Here is a 17,895-nt window from a genome sequence, read left to right as displayed (position 1 = left end):
TTATGCACCCACACTTGATCAAATTACTCAGCCTGTCGGGCCTGACACTCGGGATTCTCGCGGCCAGCGCTGGCGCCCGTGCCGACGATGCCGCTGCCAGCGCAACCGCGCCGAAGTTCACCGCCGACCCGTGCTGCAACCTGTGCCCGGAAGCCCACGACGCGAAGAACTACACCACGCGCTACCAGCAGAATTTCACCACGTTGGTTCAGGCCCAGGGCGATTGGTTATTCCGTACGCAAGAAGACTTGCGCACCGAATTCGACACCTCCCCGGCCGGCTACAAACGCATGAAACAACTGCACGATGCGTTCAAGAGCAAAGGCGTGGAACTGGTGGTGGTCTACCAGCCGACCCGTGGCCTGGTGAACCGCAACAAGCTCAATCCGGAAGACAAGGCCAAGTACGATTTTGACAAGGCCCTGCGCAACTACAAAACCATGCTCGGCCGCTTCGCCGCCATGGGCTACACCGTGCCGGACCTGTCGCCGCTGACCAACGAGTCGCTGCCAGACACCCTGCCGGCCCACGATTTCTACTTCCGCGGTGACCAACACTGGACGCCTTACGGCGCCCAGCGCACAGCGAAAATCGTCGGCGAGCAAATCAAGCAAATGCCGGCCTTCGCCGACATTCCGAAACGCGAATTCGAGAGCCACAAGTCGGGTCGCATGGGCAAGACCGGAACATTACACAACATGGCCGGTCAACTCTGTGGCACGAGCTACGCGATCCAGTACATGGATCAGTTCACCACGGAACCGAAAGGCGAAGCGGCCGATGGCGATCTGTTCAGTGACTCCGGCAACCCGGAGATCACCCTGGTCGGCACCAGCCACAGTGGCAAGAACTACAACTTCGCCGGTTTCCTCGAAGAGGCAATCGGTGCCGACATCCTCAACGTGGCATTCCCGGGCGGTGGCCTGGAAGGTTCGATGCTGCAGTACCTGGGCAGCGACGAGTTCCAGAAAAAGCCGCCGAAAATCCTCATCTGGGAATTCTCGCCGCTCTATCGCCTCGACCAGGAAACCATCTACCGCCAGATGATGGCGCTGCTGGACAACGGTTGCGAAGGCAAGGAAACCCAAATGACCGGTAGCACCACATTGAAACCGGGCAAAAACGAATTAATGGTCAACAGCAAGAACCTGAACCTGCAAAACGGCAGTCACCAGGTCGACATCCAGTTCGCCGATGCGTCGGTGAAGGTCCTGCAAGCCACCCTCTGGTACATGAACGGTCGCCACGAGGACATCAAAATCGAAAAACCGGAAACCTCCGACACCGACGGGCGTTTCGCCTTTGAGTTGCGCACGGACGAAGACTGGGCCACGCAGAACCTGCTGGCCGTTGAAGTCCAGGGCCCTGAAGCGGGTGCCACGCCACAAAAAGTCGACGCGAAAATCTGCAAACGCAACGTATTCCCAGGCGCCGAGCAACATACCGCTCAGGCCGGGCAATGAGGTTCATATGCAAACCCGAACTTTGAAAAAGTTACTCGCGCCCTCCCTGCTGACTCTGGCGATGTTCGCCGGCGCCACCCAGGCCGCCGCGCCGCTGCGTCCGCCCCAGGGCTACTTCGCGCCGATTGAAAAAGTGAAGACCGGCGACAGCAGCGAAGGCTGCGACGCGATGCCGACGCCCTACACCGGCGCCCTGCAATTTCGCAGCAAATACGAAGGCAGCGACAAGGCCCGTTCGACCCTGAACGTGCAGTCGGAAAAGGCCTTCCGCGACACCACCGCCGACATCACCAAACTGGAACGCGGCACCAGCAAGCGCGTGATGCAGTACATGCGTGACGGTCGCCCGGAACAACTCGAGTGCACGCTCAACTGGCTGACGGCCTGGGCCAAGGCCGATGCCTTGATGTCCAAGGACTTCAACCACACCGGCAAATCGATGCGCAAATGGGCCCTGGGTAGCATGGCGTCGTCGTACATTCGCCTGAAGTTCTCCGACTCGCATCCGTTGGCCAATCACCAGCAAGAGTCGCAGTTGATCGAAGCCTGGTTCAGCAAAATGGCAGACCAGGTGGTCAGCGATTGGGACAACCTGCCGCTCGACAAAACCAACAACCACTCGTACTGGTCCGCCTGGTCGGTGATGGCAACGTCCATCGCCACCAACCGCCGCGACCTGTTCGACTGGTCGGTGAAAGAATACAAAGTCGGCGCCAATCAAATCGATGCCGATGGCTATCTGCCGAACGAACTCAAGCGCCAGCAACGCGCCCTCGCCTATCACAACTACGCCCTGCCGCCGCTGTCGATGATCGCCAGTTTCGCCTTGGTCAACGGTGTGGATTTGCGTCAGGAAAACAACGGCGCGCTGAAACGCCTGGGTGATCGCGTGCTCTCCGGCGTGAAAGACCCGGACGAGTTCGAGAAGAAGAACGGCAAGGAACAGGACATGACCGACCTCAAGGTCGACTCGAAATTCGCCTGGCTCGAACCGTTCTGCTCGCTCTACACCTGCCCGCCGGATGTGCTGGCGCAGAAGCACAAGATGCAGCCGTTCAAAACCTTCCGCCTCGGCGGGGATTTGACCAAGGTCTACGACCCGGCTAACGAAAAAGGCAACAAAGGGAGCTAGCACTGTCCCCCTTGTGGGAGCGGGCTTGCTCGCGAATGCGGTCTGACATTCATCAATGATGTCGACTGATACACCGCTTTCGCGAGCAAGCCCGCTCCCACAGGGTTAGTGCAAGGCCCAGGTTTTTGTGTGTGATGTGTCCCCCGTTTTTTCGTGGGGGGTTTGGGGGGGCCGTTGGCCCTTGACTGTTGGTTAAACATGGAGAGATCGGGATGGTATTTTCGTCCAATGTGTTCCTGTTTTTGTTCTTGCCGATCTTTCTCGGCATGTACTACTTGAGCGGGATTCGCTATCGCAACCTGCTGCTGCTGATCGCCAGCTATGTGTTCTATGCCTGGTGGCGCGTGGACTTCCTTGCGCTGTTCGCCGCTGTCACGCTGTGGAACTACTGGATCGGCCTCAAAGTCGGTGCAGCAGGCGTTCGGACCAAACCGGCCCAGCGCTGGTTGCTCCTGGGCGTGGCCGTCGACCTGTGCATTCTCGGCTACTTCAAGTACGCCAACTTCGGCGTCGACAGTATCAACGCGATGATGACTTCGGTCGGCCTGTCGCCGTTCATCCTGACCCACGTGCTGTTGCCGATCGGGATCTCGTTCTACATCTTCGAGTCCATCAGCTACATCATCGACGTGTATCGCGGTGACACCCCGGCAACCCGCAACCTGATCGACTTTGCCGCATTCGTGGCGATCTTCCCGCACTTGATTGCCGGCCCGGTGTTGCGTTTCCGCGACCTCGCCGATCAGTTCAACAACCGCACCCACACCCTCGACAAGTTCTCCGAAGGTGCCACGCGGTTCATGCAGGGTTTCATCAAGAAAGTGTTCATCGCCGACACCCTCGCGGTGGTGGCCGACCATTGCTTCGCCCTGCAAGCCCCGACCACGGGTGACGCCTGGCTCGGCGCCCTGGCCTACACCGCGCAACTGTATTTCGACTTCTCCGGCTACAGCGACATGGCCATCGGCCTGGGCTTGATGATGGGTTTCCGCTTCATGGAAAACTTCAAGCAGCCGTACATCAGCCAGTCGATCACCGAGTTCTGGCGTCGCTGGCACATCAGCCTGTCCACCTGGTTGCGTGACTACCTGTACATCACGCTGGGCGGTAACCGCAAAGGCACGCTGATGACCTATCGCAACCTGTTCCTGACCATGCTGCTCGGTGGTCTGTGGCACGGCGCGAACATCACCTACATCGTCTGGGGTGCGTGGCACGGCATGTGGCTGGCAATCGAGAAGGCTTTGGGTCTGAACACTTCGCCACGCAGCATCAACCCGATCCGCTGGGCACTGACCTTCCTGCTGGTGGTGATGGGCTGGGTGATCTTCCGCTCGGAAAACCTGCACGTGGCCGGTCGCATGTACGGCGCGATGTTCAGCTTCGGCGAATGGTCGCTGTCGGAACTCAACCAGGCCAGCCTCACCGGCCTGCAAGTGGCGACCCTGGTCGTGGCTTACATGACCCTGGCGTTCTTCGGCATCCGCGATTTCTACACCAATCGTCCGCCGGAAAAAGCCAAGCCCGTGGTGAACGTCGAGGCCGATGGCCCGGCCACCGCCACACCGGGAATGATCAAAGCCGTACCGGGCGACAACCCGGGCAGCATCCATGAACCGGGCTACACCGTGGGCGTTGAAGCCACCGTGCAACCGGCTTACTGGACCGCTGACTGGTCGCGCTACGTGATGCGCACGCTGGTACTGGCGTTGTTCATCGCCTCGATTTTCAAACTCTCGGCGCAAAGCTTCTCGCCGTTCCTTTACTTCCAGTTCTGAGGGATCTGACCATGACCCGCTCATTACGCATTCTCTACATCGCCCTGTTCCTGGTGATCTTGCTGGCCCTGGGCCTGTGGTCCACGCGCAGCTTCTTCGGGTTCAGCACCAGTGCCGAAACCACGGTGCTCAACGGCCGCTGGACCAAAGCCGTGGAGACGCACTACGACGCCGAGTTCCCGATCAAGCGCCTGGGCACCAACCTCTGGGCCGCTCTGGATTTCAAACTGTTCAACGAAGGTCGTCCGGGCGTGGTGCTCGGTCGCGATCAATGGTTGTACAGCGATGAGGAATTCAACCCGATCGTTAACGAAGAGCTGAACCTGCAAGGCAACTACGCGCTGGTCGAAGGCGTACGCCAGGAACTGAAAGCCAAAGGCGTGAAACTGGTGATGGCCATCGTGCCGGCCAAGACTCGGTTGTACCCGGAACACCTGGGCGACGTGAAGCCTTCGAGCATTCACGCCAATCTCTATGAAGACTTCCACGCTCGCGTGGCGGCCGACAAGATTCTCGCGCCTGACCTGTACGGCCCGATGCTGCGGGCCAAGCTGGACGGTCAACAAGTGTTCCTGCGCACCGACACCCACTGGACCCCGGAAGGCGCGCAAATCGCCGCCGAAACGCTGGCCAAGACCATTGCCGAGAAAACCCCGCTCAGCGGCGAACCGCAAAACTTCGTCACTGCACCAGCGGAGAAAGTCACCCACAAAGGCGACCTGCGACTGTTCCTGCCGCTGGACCCGCTGTTCGAAAACCTGATGCCGGCCACCGAGCCGCTGCAGAAGCGCAACACCGTGGCGGCTGATGACCAGCCGGCCGCTGACGATGCGCTGTTCGCCAACAATGAAGTGCCGGTGGCCCTGATCGGCACCAGCTACAGCGCCAACCCGAACTGGAACTTCGTCGGGGCGCTGAAGCAAGCGCTCAAGAGCGACGTGGTCAATTACGCCGAAGACGGCCACGGCCCGATTCTGCCGATGCTCAGCTACCTCAAAAGCGATGCTTTCAAGAACAGCCCGCCACAGGTGCTGATCTGGGAGTTTCCTGAACGTTATCTGCCTGTGAACAACGAAATCGGTGACGCCGATCCGCAGTGGGTCGCAGAGCTCAAAGAAGCTGGCGTGCGCCAACAAAACGTAGCCGCAAACACTAAATCCGAGACGCCCGACCGGGCGCAAAACTGAAAGAGAGGTACACCATGACTTTCACTACTACTCCTCGCCGTCTCGCGAAGACTTTTGCTCTTGTTGCCGGCATGAGCGTGCTGTCGATGTCCGCCTTCGCTGGCGACGCCGCACTCTACGGCCCGACCGCACCGAAAGGCTCGTCCTTCGTGCGGGTCTATAACGCCGGTAACGCTGAAGTCAGCGCCACCGTCGGCACCACCAACCTGAGCGATGTTGCGCCACTGGCCAGCAGCGACTTCAGCTTCATGCCGGGCGGCGACTACAGCGCCAAGGTCGGCAGCCAGACCCTGCCGGTCAAACTCGCCGGCGACCACTATTACACCCTGGTCAACAACGCCAGCGGCGCGCCACAACTGATCGAAGAGCCGCCGTTCAAGAACAAGCAGAAGTCTTTGGTTCGCGTGCAAAACCTGAGCGACAAGGCCCTGACCCTGAAAACCGCTGACGGCAAGACTGAAGTGGTTCCGTCGGTAGCGGCCAAGGGCCGTGGCGAGCGTGAAATCAACCCGGTGAAAGTCAGCCTGGCCCTGTATGACGGCGCCACCAAAGTCGGCGACGTGAAACCGGTTGCCCTGGAACGCGGTGAAGCGGCCGTGCTGTACGTCACCGGCAAAGGCAGCAGCCTGTCGCCAGTGTGGGTGAAACGTCCGGTTTCGACGCGCTAATACATACGTCGGAACGGTGATCCCTTTGTAGCAGCTGGCGAAGCCTGCGTCCGGCGGCGTAGCCGTCGTAAACCGGTAAATGCGGTCTTTCAGAGAGACCTTGTTGTCTGGATTGACGACGGCTCCGCCGCCGAACGCAGCCTCGCAGGCTCGGCAGCTGCTACGGGCGAACATCGGTCTGGCTACGGAATAAGAACAAGAGTGAAACGACAGAACGCAGTAGCTCTAACCAATCGATTTTAAGGAGTAACAACATGATTCCGGTAATCTTGTCAGGTGGTAGCGGCTCACGTCTTTGGCCGCTTTCGCGCAAGCAGTTTCCTAAACAGTTCCTGGCCTTGACCGGCGAACACACCCTGTTCCAGCAAACCCTGGAACGCCTTGTGTTCGAAGGCATGGACACCCCGATCGTGGTCTGCAACAAGGACCACCGCTTCATCGTCAACGAGCAGCTGAACAACCGTAAGCTGGAAGTGCAACGCATCCTGATGGAACCGTTCGGCCGCAACACTGCGCCGGCCGTGGCCCTGACCGCGATGATGCTGGTCAATGAAGGTCGCGACGAGTTGATGCTGGTGCTGCCGGCCGACCACGTGCTGGAAGACCAGAAAGCCCTGCAACGCGCTCTGGCCCTGGCCACTGTCGCGGCAGAAAACGGCGAAATGGTGCTGTTCGGCGTCCCGGCCACCAAACCGGAAACCGGTTATGGCTACATCAAGTCGACGAACGATTCGCTGCTGCCCGAAGGCGTCAGCCGCGTCTCGCACTTCGTCGAAAAACCCGACGTCAAGCGCGCCACCGAATACGTGGAGTCCGGCGGTTATTTCTGGAACAGCGGCATGTTCCTGTTCCGCGCCAGCCGCTTCCTCGAAGAGCTGAAAAAGCATGACCCGGACATCTACGACACCTGCCTGCTGACCCTTGAGCGCAGCGAGCAAGATGCCGATACCATCACCTTCGACGAAGCCACCTTCGCCTGCTGCCCGGACAATTCCATCGACTACGCCGTGATGGAAAAAACCCAGCGCGCCTGCGTTGTGCCGCTGACGGCGGGCTGGAGCGATGTCGGTTGCTGGGCGTCGTTGTGGGAAGTGAATGAAAAAGACGCCAACGGCAACGTGTCCAAAGGCGACGTGGTCATCCAGGACAGCAAAAACTGCATGATCCACGGCAACGGCAAACTGGTGTCGGTGATTGGCCTGGAAAACATCGTGGTGGTCGAAACCAAGGACGCCATGATGATCGCCCACAAGGACTCGGTCCAAGGCGTCAAACAAATGGTCAACACCCTCAACGAGCAGGGCCGCAGCGAAACCCAGAACCACTGCGAAGTCTATCGTCCGTGGGGCTCCTACGACTCGGTGGACATGGGCGGCCGTTTCCAGGTCAAGCACATCTCGGTCAAGCCGGGCGCGTGCCTGTCGCTGCAAATGCACCACCACCGCGCCGAACACTGGATCGTGGTCAGCGGCACCGCAGAAGTGACCTGCGACGAGAACGTGTTCCTGCTCTGCGAGAACCAGTCGACCTACATTCCGATCGCGTCGGTGCACCGTCTGCGCAACCCGGGCAAGATTCCACTCGAGATCATCGAAGTGCAATCGGGCAGCTATTTGGGCGAAGACGATATCGAGCGGTTCGAAGATATCTATGGTCGCTCCACCCCGATCGAACGCGGCGTGTCGGTGAAAACCATCGCGCAATAAGCGTTCTGCAAAATAAAAAGCCCTCGTCCAACCCACTGCGTATTCCCTATCCGCAGTGGGTTGGGCGGGGGCTTTTTTTGCTTTACCCGCGCGACAACTTTCTCATCGACGGAGCGGGCCTGCTTTTGAAGTGCCGTGGGGCGTCGGGTAGCGGCTGTTCATTTTCCGTCGGACCAAACGCCACCGCAAATAGCTGCTGTGCCAGCGGGCCGGGCGGTGTCGCTTCCGGTTCAGGTACATCGACGAATAGCGACGGCCGGGCACCCGGCACGACCTGATCAAGCTGCCGTCCAAAGGCGATGGCCGACTCCTCGAATATTGTCGATGCCTGAGTTGAAGATCCAAGGGTCGATGCCCCGGAGAACGCGCCGGCTATAAGTATTCGATACTGGATGACCGTCTGCTCTTCCGACTGTTTCATGAGATTGCCCGCTGCCACACTCGCAGCGCCGAGCGCTTGCACCACCGGATGTTTGGCGCGCATTGCCAGTGTGCCACCCACCACGAAAACCGACGCCACCGTACCGCGCCGGGCGGCCAAGACCTCCGGTGATCCGACCGGACTGTTGAAAGCCTCCGACAACGGTCCCATGACCTGGCTTGTCAGGTTTTCACCGATCACCCTGCTCATCACAGAGGATATGAGCTCACCCGCGTGATAGAGCACCGCTCCGGAGGGTGATGCAGTGTTTGTGCGAGCGGCGGCGATCACGTGGGCTTGGTGGGTGTTCATGAGGTTCGAGCTGTCCTTGGCACCCAACTCCTCCAAGGCTCTGGGTATTTCCCGGCGATAGGCCTGCACATTCCGGTCCGGGCTCTGTTCAAAAAAATTGCGGATGGGTTGCATCCCCGCCGCTTGCAGTTGGGTCACCAGACCTCGCTCCGCCAGATCGTGATACATCTGATCACGAGGCTCAGTCGAGGACGTCTTGTTCGGCGTCCTACCATCCGGATCTTCATAGACCAGTGGATTGTTACGCATCGCCCGATAGCGGTTATGGCCGTCGATCCCACCTGCGGGGTCCGGGTTGAGCCAGCGCTGCAGCCACGGCAGGTAGTAACGGTAGCCATAGTAGTAGAGCCCCGTCGCATCACGTTCTTTGCCCGAATAGCGCACGAACCGATAGCGGGCTTCAACCTCGTTGTCCGCCGCAAACCACGCGGTGTCACCAAAGGGGTAGTAAACCTCCTGGCTGATGATGCTGGCCTGCGCCGATAACTCCATCGTGCAAGAGCGCAGATGATCGCTGAGGCTGTACCGGTACTGGTCATTGGCAATACCGGACGGCGGCGCACTTTCCCAATGCAGCACGCGAACCTCGCTCAGGCCCGCCACTGCAGTGATGACCTGCCACACCTCACCCGTGCCGGCATCCGTGCGCAACTCCAGGCCCGGCAGGTAGCACGCGTCGGCGGTTACGGCACGGGCGCTCGTGTGCAGCAGACGAACTTTGCGAACCCGTTGCCCAGCGCCGTCGTAAGTGTACGACTCGCTGTCGTCAAGCCCGGACGCACGCTGCACCGGGCTGACCGATTGCAACTGGTTACGCAGGTTCCATGTCAACGCGCGTCCGGGTTCGAGCTCCCGCAGATTGCCATTGGCGTCGAAGGCTGCCGCGATTTGTTCCTCCGTCGGCGGGACATCGCCACGCCAAGGCAAGCAGCGATTGCTATAACGCGCGGCTTCGAGCTGATGCCCCGGACTTTGCGCACCCACATGGGTCAATTTGAGCAGATTGTCGCCCTCGTCATAGTCGTAGGTCTGCCGGTAGTTGCTAATCGCTGACGGATCGACGCGGCCCATGGATTGCGGTCCCTGGCTGGGTCCACCCGATTCCCGGCCAGATGCCTCGATCAAACGATAAAGGCTGTCATAGGCAAAATGACTGATCGGCTCGACGCGTTGGTTGGCGAAGTAGCGTACCGGTTGGGCGCGATCTTCGATGCTCAACACATTGCCCATCGGGTCATAGTCATAAACCAAGTGTTGCAGGACCCGGGCGTTGGCATCTTCTGCCTGTCGTTCCAGCAGGCGCCCGTCTGCGGTGCGATAGCGACAGGTGGTTTGCACACCGTTACCGGCGGTCTGTTCCACGATGCGGCCCTCGGCGTCGTAACGGATATCACTGACCAGCGTTTGCCACGGGACTTGCCCGTCCAATTGCAGCTGCACGGCGCGCAACTGACCATCCAGGGTCAGACTGAACTTCTGGTGATTGCCCCTGGCATCAACCTGCTCCAGCAACGTACCCGAGGGGTTGAAGCGCCAACGGGTGGTGAAGAATTGAGCGTCTTCAAAAACCCGGGTCTGTTCGGTGTTGTCGCCCAAGAGGTTGTAGTCATTCAAATGCAGGATGCCAGCCGGATCGTCATGGCGAATCAACTTGCCGCACTGGTTGTGCAAGGCCAGTTCCGGCAAGACGGCGCCGTATTGAAATCGCTCGACAGCATGTTCCGCCTGGTCCCTGGCCTGCTCGAAGCGCTCTCGCGGGCGCAGCAGTTCGTCGTACTCCGAACGCTGACGCGTCCCTCGCCCATCCCACTGCAAAAGCGTCTGACCCGCCACCCCCAACAGCATGACGTGTGGCCCGGCGTCGACGCTCAGCCTGTGCAGCACTTGGCCGGTCAGCGAATGGACGGTGGTGACATTGGCCGGGCCCGACGGATCGTCGCTTTGCCGTTGCCACAATCGCGGGTCCCACTCCCGCACCGCTCGCCCCGCAGCATCATGAAACGTGCGGTTGATGCGCGGTTGCGCAACTTCGCCCGGAGTGTGGCGCAGGTAATCAACAACGCGAGCGGGCAAGCCTCGCGGATCGTTGGCGATCAGCCTCGGTGTTCGGCGGTGAATGGCTGGCATCTGCATGATCAGTCGCTATCTCAATCGCACAGCGCCAATCTAATCTCGGCGATGGCTCCCGTGGCTACTGTCAGAAATTACAGTGCCGACCAACGGCAACCAGCATGGACCATCAATGTGCAATCCGGCGGCGCTTCGGTAGGATGGTGCGCACGAGTTCAAGGAGCGTTCAAACATGTTCATCGGCGTCCTGCTGGTCATCACCTGGCTGATCCTGTTGTTGCGCTACCCTGAGAAAGCGTTGCCCGTGTCCGTGGCCGCTGCCGTCGGTTTGGGCCTGGTCGCTACGTGGGTGATCTGGCTGGACAACCGCGAAATCAAGCAACTGGCACGCCTTGAGTTGCGTATCAGCTACGCCCCGGAACGCTGCCCGGCGGATCGCCCGTTGCAACTGACAATGAACAACGGCAACGACGTGCCGCTCACCGAACTGCGCTGGCGCATCGCCGCTTATGCACCCGGCGACACGGTCAACCTGGCCGACAATCAATACGCCGCCCCGCGCTATCGTGGTCCCGGTGAATTGCAGGCCGGCGCCAATTGGGAAGACTGCTTGCCGTTGCCACCGCTTCGCCCCGGTTATCGCCCGCAAACCCTGGAGTTTCGCGCCGAGCGTTTGCAGGGTAGTTTCTCCGACTGACTTCCTCTTCTTATTGCACAAGGACCGCGCCATGCCCGTTGCGTTGATTACCGGTTGTTCCAGCGGCATCGGCCGCGCCCTGGCGGATGTGTTCAAAAACGCCGGTTACGAAGTCTGGGCCAGTGCCCGCAAGGCTGAAGACGTAGCCATTCTGGCGGCGGCCGGTTTCACGGCGGTGCAGCTGGACGTCAACGATGGCGCCGCACTCCAGCAACTGAGCGAGCGGATCAACCAGCAGCATGGCGGTCTCGACGTGTTGATCAACAATGCCGGTTACGGCGCCATGGGGCCGCTGCTCGATGGCGGCGTGCCGGCGATGCAGCGCCAGTTCGAAACTAATGTGTTTGCCGTGGTCGGTGTGACCCGTGCGCTGTTCCCGGTGTTGCGCCGGGCCAAAGGGTTGGTGGTGAACATCGGCAGCGTGTCCGGGGTTCTGGTTACGCCGTTCGCCGGTGCTTACTGCGCCTCGAAAGCCGCCGTGCATGCCTTGAGCGATGCGTTGCGCATGGAACTGGCACCGTTCGGCATCCGCGTGATGGAAGTGCAGCCCGGCGCCATTGCCTCGAGTTTTGCCAAGAATGCCGGCCATGAAGCCGAACAACTGATCACCGAGCAATCGCCGTGGTGGCCGTTGCGCGAAGGCATTCGCGCCCGGGCCAAGGCGTCCCAGGACAACCCGACCCCGGCCAGCGAATTTGCCGCCGGTTTGCTCAAGGCTGCACAACAGAACAAACCGCCGCGACTGCTGCGCCTGGGCAACGGCAGCCGGGCATTGCCGTTGCTGGCGGGGCTGTTGCCCAAAGGGTTGCTGGAATCCGGGCTGATGAAGCGGTTTGGCTTGCGTGGGCAGTTGTGATCCGGGCGCGCCCACGCCACTTCAGCGCATCTGCTCGAACACCCGCTCGATCCGGGCCAGCCCCCACTCCAGTTCGTCGAGGGTGATCGACAGTGGGGGCGCCACGCGCAACACGTTTTCGTGGGTTTCACGGGTGAGCACGCCTTCCTTGAGCAAGGCTTCACAGTAGGGTTTGGCCGCACGCGTCAACTCGATACCAACCCATAATCCACGACCGCGCACCTCTCGAATCACCGGGTCGTTCAAGCCTTGCAGGCGCTTGATCAAGTGCTCCCCGAGACGCGCACTGTTTTCAATCAGGCCTTCTTCATCCAGCACCTTCAAGGCTTCAAGCCCGATGGCCGCGGCCAGCGGATTACCGCCAAACGTCGAGCCGTGGCTGCCGGGATCGAACTGATCGAGAATCTCCCGCCCGGCGACAAACGCCGACACCGGCATGATCCCGCCGCCCAGCGCCTTGCCGAGAATCAAGGCATCAGGACGAATCCCTTCGTGCTCGAAGGCGAACCATTTCCCGGTGCGCCCCAGGCCGGATTGAATCTCGTCGAGTATCAACAAGGTATCGGTTTCGTCACACAGCTTGCGCAGTTCACGCAGGAACCCCGCTGGCGGCACACGAATGCCCGCCTCGCCTTGAATCGGTTCGATCAGCACCGCGCAGGTGTGCTCGGTGATCGCGTCACGAAAACTGGCGATGTCGCCGAAACGCGCCTGTTTGAATCCGCCACAGAACGGACCGAAGTCGGCCTTATAGGACGGTTCGGACGAGAAGCCGACGATGGTGGAGGTGCGACCATGGAAGTTCTGGTCGGCGACGACAATTTGCGCCCGATTCGCCTCGATCCCCTTGACCCGGTAACCCCAGCGCCGCGCGGCTTTGATCGCCGTCTCGACGGCCTCGGCCCCGCTGTTCATCGGCAGCGCGCCGGCAAACCCGGTGACCCGGCTCAACGCTTCCAGAAAAGCGCCCAGCGGCTGGCTGTAAAAGGCCCGGGACACAACGCTGATCTTGTCGATCTGCGCCACTGCCGCCTCGCGAATACGTGGGTGGACATGCCCGTGACTGACCGCGGAATACGCCGACATCATGTCCAGGTAGCGTTTGCCCTGTTCATCGATGGCCCACACCCCTTCGCCTTGAACCAGGACGACGGGCAATGGCGAGTAGTTATGAGCACAGAAGCGGTTCTCCCGCTCGATCGTATCGACAGCGTTCATTTTCAACTTCCTGACACAGTGAATTTTTTGAGGCGATGCCGTCAGGCACCCAAGAGCTTGCCCGTGCGGATCGGCACCGGACCGGACACCCGGCCCAGCGGATCACCGGGTTTGACGTAGCGAATTTCACGCCGCATATAGAGCACGCCGGTGTTGTGGCTGCTGATGGTGGTGGCTTCGCCGGTCGTGGGGTCGACGATGTCAAACAACGCCTGGCCGGCCTGCACCTGACTGCCGACGGGGACGCGATGCACGAGAATGCCTGCCGAGCCGGCATAGAACTGTTCGCTGCCGGACAGCGGCGTTGCCGGATTACGCAACGCGGGCAGGGGTGCGGGTTGACCTTCGATAGCGCCGCGGTGGATCAGGAACTCAATGATCGCGGCGGCATCCTGCTCGGCCAATTCGTAGGAAACATCACGCTGTCCGCGATGCTCGACCGTCACCGCGACCGTGCCATTGGGGATCGGGAATGCGCCGTCGAACAGGCCTTGCAAGCGGGTCCACAGCAGGCACAGCGCCTCGTCGAAGGAGTAGCCCTCGGAGTCTTTGGCCAACAGTGAAACTTCGGCCCCCAGATAACGCGAAAGCGGTTCCACGTCCGCCCAGACTTCTTCACCGGTGTAAACGTGCATGCTCGCCTCACGGGAGCAATGCAGGTCCAGCACCACGTCGGCGTCGTGCGCGAGCAACATCAATGTGCGTTGCAGCGAACCGTATTCATCCATTGGCTGCCAGTCGTCGAGACACTCGCGCCAGGCAGAGCGGATCACCTCGCGGTTACGGTCGATGTCCTGTCCCAGCGCGCCTTCGATTTTCCGTGCGATCTGCTGATGATGAACCGGAAAATTACGGTTGTAGTTGCGCCCGCTGCCCAGCTCGAAACGCCCGCTCAGCGCGCCCATGACGTACTGGCTCAGGCCCACCGGATTGGCCACCGCCACCAACACGATTTCGTGCTGGAGCCGGTTGGCTTTTTCCAGGGCGACCAGGTGCCGGCGCAACAACGTGGCCACCAACATGGCGGGAATCTCGTCAGCATGCAGTGCGGCTTGAATATAAATCTTGCGGCCCTGTCCAACCGGTCCGTAATGCTCGCTGTCGATGTGCCTGCGGCTGCCATGAGTCGCCTGCAGCAATACGTGTTCGCGATGTTCCATAAAATAAAACTCTCGAGTTCAAAAGTAGGACGGCTACCGTGTGAATCATAAAGAGCCGCCCTGAATCGCCGTAAGGGCGGCCCCGGCGATCCCGATCGGTGAAATCGATCAGGCGCCGAAAAATCGTTCATCGGCCCTCGCGATGTCACCGTCAGCCAGGTGTTCAAGCCTGGCTGACGGCAACCGGCATCGACTACCAAAGCGCCACGGTGTAGCCGAGGATGAAGCGGTTTTCATTCATGTCGTTGTAGTAGTTGCCGTTGTTCTGAGCGTTGCGCCAGCGCACCGAAACCCCTTTGAGCGGCCCCTCCTGGAAGGCGTACGAGATGTCGAGATCCCGTTCCCACTCGCGCCCTTCGCCATTGAACCCAATGATCTCGGCCTGATCGCCTTTGGCGTATTTCGTGGAAAACTTCAGGCCCGGCACACCGAGCGCAGCGAAGTCGTAGTCATAGCGCGCGTGCCAGGCACGCTCCTTGGTTTGCGTGAAGTTGCCCAATTGGTATTCGGTGAACAGGTAGGTGACCGCGCCATCGACGTAGGTAAACGGCGTGCTGCCCATTTGCTTCTGATAGCCGCCACCGATGCTGTGGCCGCCCCAGTTCCAGGTCAGCCGCGTACTCAAGGCACGGTTGTCTACCTTGCCGGCCAGCCCGGAGCCATCTTCATCGGCATCAAAATAACGCACGTCGGTTTTCAGCGTGCCCGCACCGAGGGCGAAGCTGTTTTTCAGGCCCGCGTATTGCTGCTTGTAAATGCTTTCGAGCTGCGCGAAGTGGTAACTGAGCACGGTCGTGGGCGTGAGTTTGTAATCACCACCGGCGAAGCGGAATTGATCACTGGCGGCGGTACTTTTGTAGGCCTTGTTCTGCGCTGTCAGACGCATGTCTTCGTAGTCGGTGGAATCGCGATCCTTGAACTGATCGAGCTGGCCAACGCTGACGGTCAGGTCCTTGATGTCGCTGGAAATCAGTTGAGTACCGCTGAACGACTGCGGGAACAGACGACTGGTGTTGGGCTGCAGCGTCGGCAAATCGGGCACCAGGTAGCCCAGGCGCAGCTCACTCTTGGCCAGGCGCGCCTTGCCGGTGAGGCCAAGCTTGGAATACTCATCGTCCGCGCGCTTGTCGCTGCCACGGTCCAGCAAACCGGTGCCGGAACGATCAGGGCTGGAGTCCAGTTTGATCCCCAGCATGCCCACCGCGTCCACGCCGAAACCGACGGTGCCTTCGGTAAACCCAGACTGGATATCGAGGATAAAACCCTGGGCCCATTCGTCACGTTTGGACTGTGTAGCCTCCTCGCGGTAATCCCGGTTGAAGTAATAGTTCTTCATGTCCAGGGTCGCGCTGCTGTCCTTGAGAAACTCGGCGTGGACCACGCTTGGGATGAAACCAGTACCGACCACGCCGAGGCCGGTCATCAATTGAGTCAGGGATTTTTTCATGTTGTTAGCTCCTGGCAGATCAATGGTTAGGGGGTTTTTCTTATTGTTCAGGCATGGCTTCGCCGTTCGCGCAAATCGCCGATTTGCGCGGCGGTGCAGCTGTGGTCTGTGTACTTCGCTACTTACGCCACGATTGTTAAATCACGGCGGGAACGGGGCTGGGCCGTATGCGATAACCGCCCCCTTCGAGTTTTTCCAATGGGCTGGCGGCGGCCAGCAGTTTTCGCGTGTAAGGGTGTTGTGGGCGATCAAAGATCTCGTCGCGCGATCCCGTCTCGACCACCTTGCCCTGGCTCATGACCGCCACCCGATGGGCAATTCGCTCCACCGCTGCCAGGTCATGGGAGATGAACAAACAGGCAAAGCCGTACTGCGCCTGGAGCCGCTCGAACAATTCGAGAATCTGTTTCTGGATGGTCATGTCGAGTGCCGAAATCGGCTCGTCGGCGATCACCAGGCGCGGGTGACGCACCAGCGCGCGACCGATCGCGACCCGCTGTCGCTGACCACCGGAAAGCTGATGAGGGAAGCGCTCGACGAAGTGCTCAGCCAGCCCGACATCGATCAGCGTTTTACGCACCCGCTCACGACGCTGTTCGGCATTGAGGTTGGGTTCGTGACGCAAGGGCTCGGCGAGGATTTCACCAATCTTCATCCGTGGATCAAGGGACGAAAACGGGTCCTGGAAAATCATCTGGCATTGCAGCCGATGTTCGCGGTTGCCGGCCTTGAGAATGTCCACCCCCTGAAAACGGATCGCGCCTTCGCACGGCTGCACCAACCCCACCACCGCCCGGCCGAGGGTGGTCTTGCCCGAACCGCTGCCACCGACCAGAGCCAGGGTTTCACCTGGCGCGATACTCAAACTGGCCGAATGCACGACGCGTTTGAATTGGCTCTTGCCCCAGAAACTGCGCGGTCCCGGATGTTCGATACAGATGCCGTCCACCTCCAGCAGCGGGCGCTCGCTCGGGGGCAACGGCGCGAGATCGCCGCGCCGGGGCAAGGCTTCAAGCAACTGTCGGGTGTACTCGGCCTGCGGCGCCAGCAGGATGCGTTCGATGCTGCCCTGCTCCACGGCGCTGCCATCGCGCATGACCACCACCTTATGGGCATAACGCGCCACCAGCGACAGGTCATGGCTGATGAACAGAATGGCCGTGCCCTCTTCCCGGGTCAGGTCCAGCATCAGCTTGAGCACGTCCAGTTGCGCCAGGCAATCCAGCGCCGTGGTCGGTTCGTCGGCGATCAACAGGGCCGGTCGCAACAACATCACCGACGCCAACATAATGCGTTGGCGCATCCCGCCGGAGAACTCGTGGGGATAGGCCGTCAGGCAACGCTTGGGGTCAGCGATGCCGATATGCTCAAGCATCTTCAAGCTGCGCAGGCGGATCTCTTCTTCGTTCAAATCCGTGTGCAGGCGCAGGCCTTCAGCCATTTGCTGGCCGATGGTCAGCGACGGGTTCAGCGAGACCATGGGCTCCTGAAACACCATGCCGATTTTCGCCCCACGGATACGCCGCAGCTCCTCGGGTTTCAGCGTATTCAGATCGCGACCCTGGAAGCGTACCGCGCCAGCACATTGTTCCAGCGGCGCAGGCAGCAGGCCGATGGCCGCACGCGCCGCCATGGTCTTGCCACTGCCGGATTCGCCCACCAGGGCAACGATTTCACCCGGTGCGATGGTGAAGCTCAGGTCGTTCACCGCCAGCGCGCCTTCAGGCCCTACGCGGATACTCAGGTTTTCCACGGCCAACAAAACGTCGGAGGTCGTCAT

Annotated in this window: 13 protein-coding genes; 8 read left to right on the top strand and 5 right to left on the bottom strand. The window is 60.4% G+C overall.

What is annotated here, in order from left to right; genetic code table 11:
* The first annotated feature begins 2 nt into the window (after positions 1-2).
* From HB680_RS17125 to HB680_RS17100, 6 genes are all read left to right on the top strand, one after another.
* On the top strand, positions 3-1,463 hold the full coding sequence (locus HB680_RS17125; protein ID WP_213939784.1) for an alginate O-acetyltransferase: 1,461 nt from the start codon (positions 3-5) through the stop codon (positions 1,461-1,463).
* 7 nt (positions 1,464-1,470) lie between these two features.
* Entirely contained in the window at positions 1,471-2,595 is a 1,125-nt protein-coding gene (locus HB680_RS17120) for a mannuronate-specific alginate lyase (protein WP_213939783.1), read from the top strand.
* 212 nt (positions 2,596-2,807) lie between these two features.
* Positions 2,808-4,373, top strand: a complete 1,566-nt coding sequence (locus HB680_RS17115) for an MBOAT family protein (protein WP_213939782.1) — start codon at positions 2,808-2,810, stop codon at positions 4,371-4,373.
* 11 nt (positions 4,374-4,384) lie between these two features.
* Entirely contained in the window at positions 4,385-5,560 is a 1,176-nt protein-coding gene (locus HB680_RS17110; RefSeq protein WP_213939781.1) for an alginate O-acetyltransferase, read from the top strand.
* 14 nt (positions 5,561-5,574) lie between these two features.
* Positions 5,575-6,228 (top strand): alginate O-acetyltransferase AlgF, encoded by a 654-nt coding sequence (locus HB680_RS17105; protein WP_133837111.1) that lies wholly within the window; start codon positions 5,575-5,577, stop codon positions 6,226-6,228.
* A 254-nt stretch (positions 6,229-6,482) separates the two neighbouring features.
* Positions 6,483-7,934 carry a mannose-1-phosphate guanylyltransferase/mannose-6-phosphate isomerase gene (locus tag HB680_RS17100; RefSeq protein ID WP_213939780.1) on the top strand — a complete coding sequence of 484 codons (1,452 nt, stop codon included), beginning with the start codon at positions 6,483-6,485 and terminating at the stop codon, positions 7,932-7,934.
* A gap of 82 nt (positions 7,935-8,016) precedes the next feature.
* Here HB680_RS17100 and HB680_RS17095 read toward each other — a convergent pair whose 3' ends face one another.
* A complete protein-coding gene (locus HB680_RS17095) occupies positions 8,017-10,800 on the bottom strand; it encodes an RHS repeat-associated core domain-containing protein (RefSeq protein WP_213939779.1) in 2,784 nt (927 codons plus the stop codon).
* 169 nt (positions 10,801-10,969) lie between these two features.
* Between HB680_RS17095 and HB680_RS17090 the strand changes: the two genes are divergently transcribed.
* The gene (locus tag HB680_RS17090) at positions 10,970-11,434 is read left to right on the top strand and encodes a multidrug transporter (protein ID WP_213939778.1); all 465 of its coding nucleotides are present in this window, start codon (positions 10,970-10,972) and stop codon (positions 11,432-11,434) included.
* A 31-nt stretch (positions 11,435-11,465) separates the two neighbouring features.
* Positions 11,466-12,290: an SDR family oxidoreductase gene (locus HB680_RS17085; RefSeq protein ID WP_213939777.1), complete on the top strand. Its 825-nt coding sequence runs from the start codon at positions 11,466-11,468 to the stop codon at positions 12,288-12,290.
* A gap of 21 nt (positions 12,291-12,311) precedes the next feature.
* Here the strand turns inward: HB680_RS17085 and rocD are convergent, their stop codons facing one another.
* The 4 genes from rocD to HB680_RS17065 all read right to left on the bottom strand — a co-directional run bounded on the left by rocD (position 12,312) and on the right by HB680_RS17065 (position 17,895).
* Positions 12,312-13,508 carry an ornithine--oxo-acid transaminase gene (rocD, locus tag HB680_RS17080; RefSeq protein ID WP_213939776.1) on the bottom strand — a complete coding sequence of 399 codons (1,197 nt, stop codon included), beginning with the start codon at positions 13,506-13,508 and terminating at the stop codon, positions 12,312-12,314.
* A gap of 41 nt (positions 13,509-13,549) precedes the next feature.
* Positions 13,550-14,668 carry a succinylglutamate desuccinylase/aspartoacylase family protein gene (locus tag HB680_RS17075; protein WP_213939775.1) on the bottom strand — a complete coding sequence of 373 codons (1,119 nt, stop codon included), beginning with the start codon at positions 14,666-14,668 and terminating at the stop codon, positions 13,550-13,552.
* A gap of 193 nt (positions 14,669-14,861) precedes the next feature.
* Positions 14,862-16,115, bottom strand: a complete 1,254-nt coding sequence (locus HB680_RS17070) for an OprD family porin (RefSeq protein WP_213939774.1) — start codon at positions 16,113-16,115, stop codon at positions 14,862-14,864.
* A 136-nt stretch (positions 16,116-16,251) separates the two neighbouring features.
* Positions 16,252-17,895 (bottom strand): dipeptide ABC transporter ATP-binding protein, encoded by a 1,644-nt coding sequence (locus tag HB680_RS17065; protein ID WP_213939773.1) that lies wholly within the window; start codon positions 17,893-17,895, stop codon positions 16,252-16,254.

Source organism: Pseudomonas sp. dw_612, assembly GCF_018449725.1.
In the GTDB taxonomy this organism is placed as follows: Bacteria; Pseudomonadota; Gammaproteobacteria; order Pseudomonadales; family Pseudomonadaceae; genus Aquipseudomonas.
The sequence above is the reverse complement of the archived record's forward strand: the minus strand, read 5'-3'. Positions and strand labels throughout refer to the sequence as shown.

Coding starts and splice junctions, on each gene's coding strand:
- HB680_RS17125 (WP_213939784.1), top strand. CDS start 3: ATGCACCCACACTTGATCAAATTACTCAGCCTGTCGGGCCTGACACTC.
- HB680_RS17120 (WP_213939783.1), top strand. CDS start 1,471: ATGCAAACCCGAACTTTGAAAAAGTTACTCGCGCCCTCCCTGCTGACT.
- HB680_RS17115 (WP_213939782.1), top strand. CDS start 2,808: ATGGTATTTTCGTCCAATGTGTTCCTGTTTTTGTTCTTGCCGATCTTT.
- HB680_RS17110 (WP_213939781.1), top strand. CDS start 4,385: ATGACCCGCTCATTACGCATTCTCTACATCGCCCTGTTCCTGGTGATC.
- HB680_RS17105 (WP_133837111.1), top strand. CDS start 5,575: ATGACTTTCACTACTACTCCTCGCCGTCTCGCGAAGACTTTTGCTCTT.
- HB680_RS17100 (WP_213939780.1), top strand. CDS start 6,483: ATGATTCCGGTAATCTTGTCAGGTGGTAGCGGCTCACGTCTTTGGCCG.
- HB680_RS17095 (WP_213939779.1), bottom strand. CDS start 10,800: ATGCAGATGCCAGCCATTCACCGCCGAACACCGAGGCTGATCGCCAAC.
- HB680_RS17090 (WP_213939778.1), top strand. CDS start 10,970: ATGTTCATCGGCGTCCTGCTGGTCATCACCTGGCTGATCCTGTTGTTG.
- HB680_RS17085 (WP_213939777.1), top strand. CDS start 11,466: ATGCCCGTTGCGTTGATTACCGGTTGTTCCAGCGGCATCGGCCGCGCC.
- rocD (WP_213939776.1), bottom strand. CDS start 13,508: ATGAACGCTGTCGATACGATCGAGCGGGAGAACCGCTTCTGTGCTCAT.
- HB680_RS17075 (WP_213939775.1), bottom strand. CDS start 14,668: ATGGAACATCGCGAACACGTATTGCTGCAGGCGACTCATGGCAGCCGC.
- HB680_RS17070 (WP_213939774.1), bottom strand. CDS start 16,115: ATGAAAAAATCCCTGACTCAATTGATGACCGGCCTCGGCGTGGTCGGT.
- HB680_RS17065 (WP_213939773.1), bottom strand. CDS start 17,895: ATGACGACCTCCGACGTTTTGTTGGCCGTGGAAAACCTGAGTATCCGC.